General features: G+C 59.8%; 11 protein-coding genes. 2 read left to right on the forward strand and 9 right to left on the reverse strand.

Annotated elements, in window-relative coordinates; translation table 11 throughout:
- Positions 1-64: 64 nt before the first annotated feature.
- Entirely contained in the window at positions 65-607 is a 543-nt protein-coding gene (locus tag J2S67_RS05750; protein WP_070507125.1) for a hypothetical protein, read from the reverse strand.
- Positions 608-766: 159 nt separating this feature from the next.
- Between J2S67_RS05750 and J2S67_RS05755 the strand changes: the two genes are divergently transcribed.
- Together J2S67_RS05755 and J2S67_RS09855 are read left to right on the forward strand one after the other, a co-directional pair.
- Positions 767-1,465 carry a LysM peptidoglycan-binding domain-containing protein gene (locus tag J2S67_RS05755; RefSeq protein WP_310247113.1) on the forward strand — a complete coding sequence of 233 codons (699 nt, stop codon included), beginning with the start codon at positions 767-769 and terminating at the stop codon, positions 1,463-1,465.
- A 344-nt stretch (positions 1,466-1,809) separates the two neighbouring features.
- Positions 1,810-2,019: a hypothetical protein gene (locus J2S67_RS09855; RefSeq protein WP_377648800.1), complete on the forward strand. Its 210-nt coding sequence runs from the start codon at positions 1,810-1,812 to the stop codon at positions 2,017-2,019.
- Between the two features lie 170 nt (positions 2,020-2,189).
- Here the strand turns inward: J2S67_RS09855 and secA are convergent, their stop codons facing one another.
- The 8 genes from secA to mnmA form a co-directional block, all read right to left on the reverse strand.
- Positions 2,190-4,880, reverse strand: coding sequence for a preprotein translocase subunit SecA (secA, locus tag J2S67_RS05765; RefSeq protein WP_035754450.1), 2,691 nt, complete (start codon positions 4,878-4,880; stop codon positions 2,190-2,192).
- 186 nt (positions 4,881-5,066) lie between these two features.
- Positions 5,067-5,711, reverse strand: coding sequence for a ribosome hibernation-promoting factor, HPF/YfiA family (hpf, locus tag J2S67_RS05770; RefSeq protein WP_035754448.1), 645 nt, complete (start codon positions 5,709-5,711; stop codon positions 5,067-5,069).
- A gap of 1,203 nt (positions 5,712-6,914) precedes the next feature.
- Positions 6,915-8,654, reverse strand: a complete 1,740-nt coding sequence (locus J2S67_RS05775; protein WP_070490543.1) for an LpqB family beta-propeller domain-containing protein — start codon at positions 8,652-8,654, stop codon at positions 6,915-6,917.
- Complete coding sequence (gene mtrB, locus J2S67_RS05780) at positions 8,651-10,462, reverse strand: MtrAB system histidine kinase MtrB (protein ID WP_310247121.1); 1,812 nt, start codon at positions 10,460-10,462, stop codon at positions 8,651-8,653. The genes J2S67_RS05775 and mtrB overlap by 4 nt, the downstream gene beginning before the upstream one ends.
- 67 nt (positions 10,463-10,529) lie before the next feature.
- Positions 10,530-11,210 carry an MtrAB system response regulator MtrA gene (mtrA, locus tag J2S67_RS05785; protein WP_035754442.1) on the reverse strand — a complete coding sequence of 227 codons (681 nt, stop codon included), beginning with the start codon at positions 11,208-11,210 and terminating at the stop codon, positions 10,530-10,532.
- Positions 11,211-11,306: 96 nt separating this feature from the next.
- Positions 11,307-12,587 carry a hypothetical protein gene (locus J2S67_RS05790; protein ID WP_310247123.1) on the reverse strand — a complete coding sequence of 427 codons (1,281 nt, stop codon included), beginning with the start codon at positions 12,585-12,587 and terminating at the stop codon, positions 11,307-11,309.
- A gap of 22 nt (positions 12,588-12,609) precedes the next feature.
- Complete coding sequence (locus J2S67_RS05795) at positions 12,610-12,975, reverse strand: chorismate mutase (RefSeq protein ID WP_052048209.1); 366 nt, start codon at positions 12,973-12,975, stop codon at positions 12,610-12,612.
- Between the two features lie 9 nt (positions 12,976-12,984).
- Positions 12,985-14,124 carry a tRNA 2-thiouridine(34) synthase MnmA gene (mnmA, locus tag J2S67_RS05800; RefSeq protein WP_070490546.1) on the reverse strand — a complete coding sequence of 380 codons (1,140 nt, stop codon included), beginning with the start codon at positions 14,122-14,124 and terminating at the stop codon, positions 12,985-12,987.
- Positions 14,125-14,136 lie beyond the last annotated feature (12 nt).

The raw sequence follows: 14,136 nt of genomic DNA on the forward strand, positions 1-14,136 counted from the left end.
TATCCGGCATCTCGGACACAGGTCTCACACAGGTTCTCCTTGAGTAGGGTTCGACGGGATGCGTTTAGCTAGTCGATACCGCAGATACCGCCACGAGCGCCACCAACGGAACCAGCACAAGCGAGCGGGCCGCGGTCCCACCCACCTGGGCTTGCAGACGGATAAAGTCCGCCCCCACAGCAACGATGAGGCCACTGCCCACCACCCCGTCAGACAAGATGAAACGAACGCTCTGACGGTCCCTACCTATCGCACGTAGAGCCGACTTCCATGGAGCTTTGGTGCGGCGACACGAACCCTTCATGTCACGCTCGCGCACACCAGCGTTAGGCATAAGAACCTCTACCCAGGCACCGCCCTGATCCGGGAACATCCACGACTCGGTTGCAGTCTCAACACCGAACCACCCCACACCCACTGCCGCGACCGCGCCTGTAAACGAGTGCCCACTCGCATGAACTTTCACATGTGCGCCGGCGATCTCGGTGAGGAACCCTCGCCTCGCGTACTCCGCCCGCGCCAGCTCGCCAGCTTCGGCACGCATCTCTTGCCATTGCCCAGCCTGCAGCTCATGGGCCATGTCCTCGAATAGATCGTCAAAACGCATGTTCACAGGCTACTGAAAAAATTACCTCTTGACACCAACGCGAAACATCAAACAGAATCAAAGCACAACAAATTGGCGCCCATAGGGAGGCACCTCCCTACAGCACTCAATAGGCGCTGAGAAACACACAGTTCTCGAGTCTCAAAAGAGGGCAACGACATGAATCAGAAAGCCTCACGCATTCACATCACAGCCGCTTGGATCGCCCCAGTTTTAGGCCTCATCATCGGAGCTACCGGCCTTGCCTTACTCAACCCGTGGTTCCCAGCCGCAGAGTCAGCGGACACCCTCATTGCCCGCATCGGGGCCTGGGCCCTATGCCTCATCAGCGCTTGGCTTCTGTTCACCCACACGCTCGCCCTCCTCCTACGCGGCCTCAGCTCACTCGGCGTGAGCACCGAACGTTGGAGCCGCTGGGTCCCCCGCGCATCAGCTGTTGCCGCAGGCCTGATCCTCGCAGCTCCGGCAACATCCCACGCGGCACCCACGCCTGACACAACCGTGGTCACAACCGAAACCACCACGCACACCTCTCCCACACCCTTCAGCGCCGCCTTCCCGATCGACGACCAAGAGCAACAAGCACCATCAACGAAACAGCAGCAAGAGACCTTCACAATCAAGAAATCCGACCCCGTCCCCCTACCCCGCAACATGGGTACACCAGCTCGAAACGACACCGTGGTAGTCACATCGGGCGACACACTCTGGGACATCGCGGCACGCCACCTAGGACCCGGCGCAACACCACAACAAATCGCAACCGAAACCAACCGATGGCACCATGCTAACCGCGATCTCCTCGGAGACAATCCCCACCTGATCATGCCCGGCCAAGAGCTACACATCCCCGTCTAAACAGCGCAGCGCCCTGTACTAGCAATCCAGCCCTGTACTAGCAATGCATCCCTGCAGTCATCCCACTGCCCTCTACTGACACATCACAGCAAGGAAACAAAGGACTTCCCATGACCACCGCACCCCTTTGCGAACCAACCACAGCTGCCGCACTTGCAACCGCATCAACAGGTGCACCCGTGCCAGCACCACCATTATCAGCACAGCCATTAAGCACGGCACAGTCTTCAGTGCGGGCGGGTGCTCCGGCGCATCAGCATCTGGCACGAACGGTAGCTCAAGCGATCGCCGATGTACTCTCCGGGCGTCGCCCCTCCCTCGCTTTGGCCGGGTGGTTTGAACTCATGCCACTCAACAAAGTCCAAAACCGTGCCGGTTGGGAACGCGAAGCATCCCAAGCGAACGCAACCCCGTGGCCGTGGCGGACACTTTCACTCATCTCATGCCACGTCCAAGCCCAATACAAACACGAAGACACCCGCGCACTCCCCACGCTTGAATGTTGCGCGAGCATCCTCACCCCGCGCGGGGTAGCGCCATCGCCTTCACCCTGAAACCACACGGCCGCAGGTTGCGTTGCACCGACGTACACATCGGGTGAAAGCAAAGCTAAATCAACAGTGGGGTTTGCACACCAGGCTGGTGTGCAAACCCCACTGCATCAGAACCGCTACCTAGGTCAACGCTCTAACTCTGCGCCCTAGTTCGCTCATCCGTTTGGAAGCTAGTGGCGCTTGCGTGAACGCTTCTTAGCCTTACGTGCTTGTTTACCGGTCATCCTCGGCCCTTCCTTGGCAGCGCGAGTCCGGCGAGTACGCGCCTCCCCGCTTTCATCCGGCGCCGAATACTCGAGATCTTCCTGGCTCGTCTGGGCATCCATCAGGCCAGCACCGCGAGCCTCACCGGCGTCATGGCCCGGCTCCACCTCGGCATGGAACAAGAGGGAAACCGAATCCTCACGGATCGCTTCCATCATGGCCTCGAACATTTCATAGCCTTCGCGCTGATACTCAACCAGCGGGTCACGCTGAGCCATCGCACGCAAACCGATGCCCTCCTTGAGGTAATCCATCTCGTAGAGGTGTTCTTGCCACTTACGGCCGATCGAAGACAACACAACACGGCGCTCAAGGTCACGCATCGTGCTCGAACCCAAGTACTCCTCGCGGCGTTCATAAGCGACCATCGCATCAGAGACAATCTCTTCTTTGAGCATCTCCGCGGTCAAGCCACCCTTATCGCCGCCGGCTTCCTCAATGAGGTCCTCCGGGCTCAGCGTTACCGGGTAGAGAACCCGCAGGTTGCTCCACAACGCGTCGAGGTCCCAATCATACGGCTCACCGGCCAGAGTGGTTTCGGTGACCATCGCACCCACGGCGTCTTCGATGAACTGCTTGATCCGCTCACCCAAGTCTTCGCCTTCGAGGATCTGGCGGCGGTCAGCATAGATCGCTTCACGCTGACGGTTCATCACATCGTCATACTTCAGAACGTTCTTACGCTGCTCCGTGTTGACAGACTCAACCTGGCGCTGAGCGGACTCGATGGCACGCGAAACCATCTTCGATTCAAGCGCCATATCATCCGGCATGTTTGGCGAGTTCATGATGCGTTCTGCCATACCGGCATTGAACCGACGCATGAGCTCATCCGACATCGACAGATAGAAACGAGACTCACCAGGGTCACCCTGACGGCCGGAACGACCACGCAACTGGTTATCGATACGGCGGGATTCGTGGCGTTCGGTACCCAAAACGTAGAGGCCACCCAGCTCGCGCACTTCGTCGCCTTCGGCTTCGCATTCAGCCTGGATATGGTCAAAGACCTCATCCCAGACCGCTTGGTAGCCCTCAGGATCATTCTCTGCATCCAAGCCACGGTTCTTCATCTCCGTGACGGCGAGGAACTCAGCGTTACCGCCGAGCATGATGTCAGTACCACGGCCAGCCATGTTCGTAGCGACCGTGACAGCGCCTTTCTTACCGGCCTGAGCAACAACCGCGGCTTCGCGTTCGTGCTGCTTAGCGTTCAAAACCTCGTGGCGGATACCGCGCTTGGCAAGCTTTTGCGATAAGTATTCGGACTTCTCAACCGATGTTGTACCGACCAGCACCGGCTGGCCCAGGCGGTGGCGGTCCTCAATATCTTGAGCTACCGCCTCAAACTTTGAGATCTCGTTCTTATAGATCAAGTCCGGCTTATCCACGCGCTGCATCGGCTTATTCGTTGGGATCGGGACCACGCCGAGCTTATACGTGTTGTTGAACTCCGCAGCCTCAGTCTCAGCTGTACCGGTCATGCCGGAGAGCTTGTCATAGAGACGGAAATAGTTCTGCAACGTCACCGTTGCCAAGGTCTGGTTCTCGGCCTTGATCTCAACGTTTTCTTTAGCCTCGATCGCCTGGTGCATGCCTTCCGAATAGCGGCGGCCAGGCAGTGAACGGCCCGTGTGCTCATCGACGATCATGATCTCGCCGTTCATGACCACATAGTCTTTATCCCGCTTGAACAGTTCTTTAGCTTTGATCGCGTTATTCAAGAAACCGATCAGCGGAGTATTCGCGGACTCATACAGGTTGTCGATACCCAGGTAGTCCTCAACCTTGTCGATACCCGATTCCTTAACGCCCACCGTGCGCTTCTTGATATCGACTTCATAATCTTCATCCAGCTTCATGCCACGCACGAGCTTGGAGAACTCGCTGTACCAACGGTTCACATCCCCCTGCGCGGGGCCGGAAATGATGAGTGGAGTACGGGCCTCATCAATCAGAATCGAGTCGACCTCATCGACGATCGCGAAGTTGTGGCCGCGCTGAACCAGCTCATCCTTGGACCAAGCCATGTTGTCACGCAGATAGTCGAAACCGAACTCGTTATTGGTTCCGTACGTGATGTCCGCGGCGTACTGTTCACGACGCACCGCAGGCTTCTGATTCGAAACGATCACGCCCGTGCTCATTCCTAAGAAACGGTAGAGGCGCGACATCAGCTCGCCCTGATAGTTGGCGAGGAAGTCGTTGGTCGTCACGACGTGGACGCCCTTACCGGAGATCGCGTTGAGATACGCGGCCGCGGTAGCCACGAGCGTCTTACCTTCACCGGTCTTCATCTCAGCGATATTGCCCAGGTGTAGGGCGGCCGCACCCATCATCTGAACATCAAAGTGGCGCATACCCAGTGTGCGTTGTGAGGCTTCTCGAACCACCGCGAACGCTTCCGGGAGCATGTCATCGAGGCTCTCGCCCGCCGCGTAACGCTCACGGAACTGATCCGTCATGGAATGCAGCTCGTCATCCGTGAGTTCCATGATGGAGTCTTCGAGTGCGTTGATCTGTGAAACGTATGAACGCAGTCGCTTCAGAATGCGTTTATCGCCAGCTCGCAGAATACGTTCGAACAGATTGGCCACGTGTGTTCTCCCCCATGACAAAGCAACCGGAATCTACCGGCCTTTCGCCATCTTACGCGTTGAATATGTTTTAACCCCAAGCCAATGGCGGGAGATTCATGAAAAATCTCCCGCCACTGACTCAGGCGACAGTTATTAAAACTCTAGTTCCCCACTGCCACGGGAAGGCTAGACACGATGCTTGTGTTAGCTGCGGTAGGTCTTGCTTCCGTCCCGGGTTGCTTCCGTAAGGTTCTCATCCAGGGAAATAACACCGTAAGACCAACCGCGGCGACGATAAACCAGCGATGGCAGGCCGGTTTCGGAGTCAAGGAACAAATAGAACGGGTGGCCCACCAGCTCCATGTTGTCCACGGCATCGTCTTCAGTCATGGGGATGGCTGGGAAACGCTTGCGGCGGATCTCAACCGGAACATCGCCAACCTCTTCCTTACGCTGAGCTTCCTGCACCTGTTCAACCAGGGACTTATCACTTGCAGGAACAGCTTCCGGATCGATCGGCGGGTTCAACGCACGGTCATTGCGGCGGTGGTCCTTTGCTTTGTCGCGTGCACGGCGCAAACGCTCAAGCAACTTAGCGAATGCGAGGTCAAAAGCCGAGAACTTCTCGGACGAGTGCGCTTCAGCACGGACCGCCGGGCCAGGCCCGATCACGGTGACTTCGACAGTCATTTCAGAATCAGAGACGCGTGCGTTCGGTTGGCGTGAGACCTTGATATCGATGTTGTGGGCCCGCGGTGAAAGCTGTTCAACCTTCGCGGCACGGTCCTCGACGTATTCGCGGAACCGGTCAGTAACGCTGACGTTGCGGCCAATTACGTTGACATCCATGAGAGGTCCTCCCTCAATTCCGAAACAACACCCGGTGACGGTCTGACGGGAAGATTATGAACTCATCACCGCCGTTGACGCCAGGTGATGGGTTTGGCTGGAGGCTCATCCTCGAACTCAAGCCCATGCTTAAAGTTACCCCGGTCACACCCTGGAGCGCATCCCATGTGCTCGTGTTGTGGATCAGTTAAGCGGGTGGCTTATTTCTGACACTACGTTTGCCCCTCCCGGTGGACGCACCCAGGCGACACAGAAAGCCCCTTTGACGTTGAAGCCGTGAGCACGCAAGACGCGGGAAGCCTCGGCAAGCGTGGCACCGGTCGTTACTACGTCATCGAACAGAACCACATGCCTGGGAACCTTTCTGTAGGGACTGCGATGTTTCACGTGGGCCACGGCACGGTAATCGACAGCGAACTGTCCTTTCACTGCGTTCGCTCGGCCACTTCTACCCCGGGACTTCTGCGGACCCTGGTTGGCCAGCCCCAGGCTCGTCAACGTCCGCACCCGCAAGAGGTTCATGACGGGACCCACGTGAGAAGCACGTAAGAGCTCTTCAACCGGAGAGAACCCACGGGATCGCACCGAAGAAGCTTTCGAGGGTATCGGAACAACCGCAACAGGTCCCGCAACCGATTGCAAAAGGTTCCACGTCCGCTCAACGGCAGGCCCAAATCGTTCGATCAACCCCAGCCCACCACGCGTCTTTGCCGCCAGCAAAACATTAGAGACGATCCCGGAGTACGGTGCCGCACACACCACCGGGGCCGGAGAGCTCGGGGCTAGAACATCAAATTCGCGTAGATCATCAACTACCGCAGGGTGCAACAGAGCCTTGCCTAAGCGCGAGGAGCATTCCGGACACAGCGGGCCGGCATCGCTGGTACATCCCACGCACCGAGCAGGCAGAATCGCACGTGCTGCCTCACTCACTGCCTGGCGCATCGTGGTTCCGGCAGGCCCAAACCATACGGCATCAGCGGCCTCCCGCCACCGCGCTACACGACCGCCAGGGCTGTTGTTGAGTCGCCGCCTGCCGGTTGTTCCGCGCTTGTCGGTTCCACCGGTTCCGTCTAAGCGCCTGCTTGGTGCCGCCATGTACTCAGCATCGCGCACCGCACGCCGCACTCAACCGCGAGAAGGAAAAGATGTGGACAGAACACCGGGAAACCAGACCTGTGAATAGGCAAACGCAGCAACTACTTAGCCTGCGTAGGAAAGCTGGCTTCCGTCTCTGCGAACCTGCCGCCATCCGTTAGAGGTGCGCTGATAGAGGCCGTCAGCGTTCTCTGCATACACATCCTCGGGGCCCACACCCACCGTCAGGTGCGTTAGCCCCAGCAACGGTTGCCGCCACATGCTCGTTTCGTCGTTGAGGCCGATCTGCTCAACATCCACCCGGGCCGTGGAATCGGGTTTATACACAACCAGGTCGGCCGCCCCGATCCACTGCACGCGTGTCGGGTTCACGGTGGTCTTTAACCTCAGCGGGCTCGCTAAAGCTACCGGACGGTCAGTCTTGGTGCGTTGAATACCGGATACCTGCAAGCGTTCGCCATCAGCGTCCGTGAGCGTAAACGCAAGCCGTGCTCCGTCCGGAGAAACCCGCACCGAGGTCACAGAGGTGTTAGGTTTCATGTCCAGCTTCATGCGGACCGTTTTCCCGTTCGAGGAATCGTAGGCCACCACGCCCTCAGGGTCCGATGTCCACACCCACCCGAAGCTATCCATCGACGGCGCGGTCATGACCGGGCCGCTGGCGAGCTCCTTGTACGTTCTTTTCTCACCGTCCACGGCCAGAAGCCGGGTCTGTTGGGCCGCTAAGACCGCGTATTTGGTGTCATCTTCTGGCTGCATCGTCGGAGACGACAGCCCCGGGCCTAAAGTCGAATCCGTCTCAATGAGTGTGCTGTTGGAATCACGCACACGCACCAAAAGGTCGTTCTGAAGCCCCACAAGCTTATCCGATACCTCAGCTTCTACAACAGGTGGATTGCGTTCAGCATCAGCGGAAACCTTCAGCTCTTGCTGATCCACCGACATTGAGACCTGATTGACCGAGGACAATTCGTTCAAACTCAAGTCCAGTTGCCGCATCATGAGGCTACGTTGCCGGTCATCAGCGCCAGCAACAACACCCTCCGGAACATCAACCTGAGCCATGCCGTCCTGCACGGGCACAGCCTGCCGGGCAAGTTTCGCATCGCGCGGGAACGCGCTCGAGACCGACCCCTCAAGATAGGGCGCAGGGCCGTGCAGTAGCGCGGTCACTACAGCGGTAGCCATACCTTGACGGCGCGCGAACCACCGAACATCCGGCACCACGGCGGTGAACTGCGGGTTATAGAACGCGAGCTCTACAGGTTCGTAGGCGCGTTGGAACAGCTGCGATTCAACCACTACGCCATCGGGCACCTTCGAGATGCGCCATTCCCCGTTTTCTTTCAAAACCTCAAATTTGAGGTTACGTGGTTTAGGGTTCTCAGCATCGGTTTTCACACCGTAGGCGTCGATCGTGCGCAGCACGCGAGGGTTCGCTTCCAGAGCGCTTGCGCCCTCCCCGGAACGCTTCACCTCAGGTGTTGAGTCAGTGACGATGACTTCATGGGTCGGGTTCCATTCAGGCGCCTTCTCTGCAGTCAGGAAGCTGCGGGCCACCGCCCAGTCATCCTGTGAAGAGACACCCGCGGCGAGGAAACCCCTCACGATGGTTTCTGGTGAATCCCCCGGGGACGGGCCAGGCACATCGAAGGTATAGCTTTGTTCCCCGCCACTGCGTTCGCTCGGCTCCAACGTTCCGACAGGCCCCGCGGTGGGGATGCTCCCGCACCCAGCCAGGACGGTAGCGAGCACAACGCTCAGCACGGACATCAGCACGATGCGCCAGCCACGCGAGCCTGTGTTGCAGCTTGCGTTGTGGCTGGGTGAAATCAGCGAGGTCATGGCGCGTCACTCCCCTCAGGCGATGCCGGCTTCGTCGATGCTGCTGTGTGCTGGGCTGCTGTGTTCTGAGTTGGCGTGTTCTGTGTCGCTGTGTTCTGCGCGGTCGTCTTCTGTTCCGTCGCTTTCGCCTCCGCTGCTTTCTCCTCCGCAGCGGGCAGTTGGATCGGGTTGGTGTTGGTGTTGACTGCGGCTTCGATAGCGCCAATCCTCTTACCGTAGGGTCCCAGCGGCAGCGGGGAGACGGTGATTTTCTCGCCGAGGGTTTTAGGCAGTGTCAGGCGGAAGGTCGAGCCTACGCCAGGTTTACCCCATGCCTCGAGCGCACCGCCATGCAAGCGTGCGTCCGCCCGCGCAATGGATAGGCCAAGCCCCGAGCCGCCGGTCGTGCGTGCACGGGCTGGGTCTTTACGCCAGAACCGTTCGAAGACCCGCACCGCATCTTCTTCGCTCAGGCCAATGCCGTGGTCTCGTACGGCGACTGCAACCGCATCGGAGTTCTCAGCGATCAGCACCTCGATCGGGTTGCCTTCGCCGTGTTCGACCGCGTTGAGGATCAGGTTACGGATGATGCGTTCGATGCGGCGTGGATCCATTGACGCATAGACCCCACGCTTGTTTTTATCAGCACCCACGATGGTGACTTTGACGGGCGAGCCAGCTTTGTCTGCCCACGGTTGGGCTGTGGCCATCGCGCGGGAAACGACTGCTTCGACATCGGTTTTCGTCTCCGCCAGTTGCGCGGCGCCGGCGTCGAAGCGGGAGATTTCGAGCAGGTCATTCAGCAGGCCTTGGAAGCGTTCAACCTGGTCATAGAGCAGTTCGGTTGAGCGGGCGTTGACGGTGCTGAATTCGTCGCGGCTGAGGTAGAGGACCTCAGCGGCCATACGTACCGTGGTCAGTGGTGTGCGCAACTCGTGAGACACGTCAGATACGAAGCGTTGCTGCATCTGTGAGAGCGCTTCAAGCTGCACGATCTGTTCGGCGAGTGAATCCGCCATCCGGTTGAAGGACGTAGACAAACGCGCAAGCTCGTCTTGGCCTTGTACTTCCATGCGTTCATCGAGCCTACCGGCCGCGACCTTCTCGGCGGTTTGAGCGGCTTCCGCGACAGGCTGCAGCGAACGACGGGCCACATACCAAGAAATACCGGTGATGATGAGCAACAGAACCGCGCCGCCACCGAGCAGCACGCGTTGAACCAACACGAGGGTGTCAGCTACTTGCGAGAAGTCATAGACGAGGAATAGCGCGTAGTCGCGGCCCGGCGGGACGGTGACGCGTTTACCGAACGCAACCCCGGGTTTGATCTCGCCTTTTTCCCCGGTCAGCTCGACCGATTGCCAGTAGATGTCGGAGCCGCTGGAGACCTGGTTCTGTAGATCATCGGTGATAGCCGCCGATGCGACTGATGAGGTGTCCTGGCCTGGAACCCAGTAGGCGGAAGCACCTGGCAGGAGCCGGAACACGACGTCGCGGCGCACCGCGACACCGTCGCCTTGCATGCCGCGCAGAGTGTCCATCACGAGGGTGGATGCGGCGTTGGCGTTGGTGGTCGATGCGGAAGAGAACGCGGAGTCCGCTTGTGCGAGCCCGCGGGTCGCTTCAGCGGAAACCTGCTCAAGACGTTCTTCGAACAGGCCCTTGGAGATCTGGGCGCTCAGGAACCCGCCCACAAGAATCTCGGCAAGACCCACCAGGACCACAGTGATTCCCACGGTTCGGAACTGGACGGAACGCCGCCACAACCGCAAACCGAGGCCAAACCATCTGCGTGGATCCCATTTGGAGTGCGCGCTCGGATCGGGCACCACCGTGCTTCGGCGGCGCCTGCGCACTAAATAACGGTTGGGTAGGGCTGCTCGCCTACCCTTCGGTTTAGTTCTGGCCAGTCTTATAACCTACCCCTCGGACGGTCAGAACGATCTCTGGGTTTTCCGGGTCACGCTCAACCTTGGAACGCAGACGCTGAACGTGCACGTTCACAAGCCGCGTGTCTGCGCTTTCGCGGTAACCCCACACCTCATTGAGCAGGTCTTCGCGCGTGAAAACCTCGCCCGGCTTGCGGGCCATGGTGGTCAAGAGATCAAACTCCAGTGGGGTCAGTTGCAACTGCTCGTCCCCACGGAAAACCGTGTGACGTGCAACGTCGATCGTGATGTCTTTGACCGTGAGTTTGCTACCGTCGTGGCGTTGCCCGCCGCCACGCAAGCGTGCACGGACGCGCGCGAGCAGCTCCGCCGGTTTGAAGGGCTTAGGGATGTAGTCATCAGCGCCCGCCTCGAGCCCGCGCACCACGTCTTGCGTGTCTGATTTGGCGGTGAGCATGATGATGGGGACGTCGGATTCTTCACGGATTTCACGGCAAATCTGGATGCCGTCTTTCCCGGGAAGCATCAGATCCAGCAACACAAGGTCTGGTTCGCTGCGGCGGAACATCTCGACAGCTTGCATGCCGTGATGGCAGAAAACCGGCTCATGTTCATCGTTCTTCAAAACGATGCCGATCATTTCCGCCAATGCTTCATCATCATCAACGACGAGGACGTGTCCCTTCATCTCCCGCATTCCCTCACATCTGACGCATCGAATCCACCGAACCGTGGCCTATGTATCTCTTATCCTATGTGATCAGCACACAGAAACTCGGTTGGGTCAACCATGCGCGATGTCGCTAAATTTTTGCGCTAGATCGTTCAACCTGGTGAGCCCGCGGCCAAGCTGCAGGTCGGTGAGCTCGGGCGCCGGTCTTCCTTGGGCGGCACCGGGCTTGGTTGCCGCCGATGCGGGCGCCGCGGAACGGAAACCGTAGCTGGCTTGCAGGGTTATGCCAAGCAGGTGGCGGGGTTCCAGCCCGGCTTGCCGCAGCGGCTCCAACAGCTCGTCTGCTGTACGGGTGAAGGGCCGGGCCTTTCCATCGGCTAGCGGTTCATTCACGGCACTCTCGGGTAGAGGCACAAGCACGCGGCTACCGGTGTGTTCCCCATCGGCGAGCGCTTCGATGGTTTCCAGTAGGTTTTCCGCCGCGTGGGCATCCTCCGGCCATGAAACGGTTTCGAACCCGACCGTGACGCCGCCGTTGTTTGTCTCCACAGCCTTCGCAATGGTTTGCGCGCGCCCTCGCGCAGCCTCAGGAAGCCACACGGTCACCGTGTTCTCGCGAGCTAGGGTTTGCGTTTCGCTGCCGGTGGTCCGCGCTGCAGTTAGTGCCGCTGCCGCATCGGCCATGAGGGATTCCCACCATTGCTGGTCCAGGTGCGCAAGCCTGCGGTAGCGGGAGCTGGAACGCCACGAGCCTGCGAACGCGTGGTGCGCATCGGGATCGATGATCCGCACCACCGGCGTGGTGCCGGGCAGTGAAGCGAGTTGCGGCACTAGCTCCGTGATGCCTTCGCACCAGGCTTGCGCGATGTCGGTGCGGGCAGCGTGGTCGGAAGCTATGGGCTCGCCGTTCGGTAACGCCAGCCGGTGCATCACGGTGGCTGGCCCCATCACGGTGACGCTGCGATGCCCGAGCGGAGCGTCTTGGGCGTCATCCGCGGTGAGCTGGATGAGCTCACGCAAACCGTTACTCGCCCGGCGCATCGCGATCCCAGCTTGAGCGCGGGTTCCGGTCAGCCGCCATCCGTGCGCTGTGAGGTCCACCGGCAACCCGGACAGATGCGTGATGGTGCGCTCCCAGGCGGTGTCTGCCGGGGACTCCGGAAGAGGCAGAACGTGTGGGCCGGATTCGAGTCCGCCGAACACCTCGTTGAGTAGCTGTGTTGCCCGCAATGGTGTTGCACGTAGCGGGGTGTGAGTTTGTGCCTGGCCCGGTGTGCGTGCCTGGGCGCGCGCCTGGGTACGAACCTGCGGCGTGCACACAACACCCTGCCACGCAATGCCCTGCTCGGTGTCCGCTGAACGCTCGGGAGCCGTCGAAGTAGAAGAAGTCATGTTCACAATCAAGCCTGCCGGCTCAGTTGCGTTGTTCGGAGATCGCTTCGTGATGGCGGATCACTTCAGCGATGATGAAGTTCAGGAATTTTTCGGCGAATTCCGGGTCTAGCTGCGCGTCTTTGGCTAGCGAGTGTAGCCGGGCGATCTGGGCGGCTTCACGCCCGGGGTCGCTTGGCGGGAGTTGGTGTTCGGCTTTGAGGTGGCCTACTCGCTGGGTGCATTTGAACCGTTCTGCGAGCAGATATACCAGCGTCGCGTCAATGTTGTCGATGCTGCCGCGGATCCGCAACAGTTCCTGCATCACGGCAGGGTCAACAGTGTCAGGTAGCGAGGATGCCGCCGGGTCCCATTCGTTGGTCACGATGCCTTCGTGTTGATCGCTCATAACCTCACCCTACGCAGTGAGTGCGGCCGGATTCCACGTTGATGAATGGGCTGAGGCAATTGTTGCTTGCCCAATCACACGGTCCCCGGTGTAGAGGACCATCGACTGGCCTGGTGCTACCCCGTTGAGTGTTTCTTCCAGCTCGGCTTCTACGCGGCGGCCGTGTTCGTCGTCGGCGACCCAGCGGGCGCGGCCCGGTACAGGTTTTCCGTGGGCGCGAACCTGGACGGTGACGTCCATCCATGCGCCGCTGGCGGCCTCGGCAGGTTCCGCACCCGCGAATGAGACGCGAATGCCACTGAGCCGATCCACGGCGAGCGCCTCTTTGGGACCGACAACGACTTCGTTGGTTTTCGGCCGGATCGAGAGCACAAAGCGCGGCTTACCGTCAGGTGCTGGGTGGCCGATAGCGAGCCCGCGGCGCTGCCCTACGGTGAAGGCTTGGGCCCCTTCGTGTTCGCCTACTTGGGTGCCTTCTTGGTCGATGATTTTGCCTGGCTGCATCTCGATCTGTTCGGCGAGCCAGCCGCGGGTGTCGCCGTCTGGGATGAAGCAGATATCGTGCGAATCGGGTTTCTCTGCCACGCCGAGGCCGCGGCGTTCAGCTTCTGCGCGGACCTCCGCTTTGGTGGGTGCGTGTGCCAGCGGGAACCAGCAGTGCGCGAGCTGGTCCTCCCGCAGAACACCCAGAACATAGGACTGGTCCTTGGCCATATCGGCGGCTCGGTGCAGGGTTGGGCGGCCGTCACCGTCCTGATCCACGCGGGCATAATGGCCGGTCACGACCGCATCGAACCCTAGCGCGATCGCTTTATCAAGCAGAGCTTCGAACTTGATTTTCTCATTGCAGCGCAGGCACGGGTTCGGGGTGCGGCCGGCGGCGTATTCGTCGATGAAGTCATCCACCACATCGGCTTTGAAACGTTCGGAGAAGTCCCACACATAGAACGGGATGCCGAGGGTTTCGCATGCACGGAACGCGTCATTGGAGTCTTCGATGGTGCAGCATCCACGCGATCCGGTGCGTAGGGTTCCGGGCATGCGTGAGAGGGCGAGGTGGACACCCACGACGTCGTGGCCGGCTTCAACGGCGCGCGCCGCCGCTACGGCGGAGTCCACGCCGCCAGACATTGCGGCCAGAACCTTCATGAAATCCCCCTC

It is taken from the genome of Pseudoglutamicibacter albus, assembly GCF_031458175.1.
GTDB lineage: Bacteria > Actinomycetota > Actinomycetes > Actinomycetales > Micrococcaceae > Pseudoglutamicibacter > Pseudoglutamicibacter albus.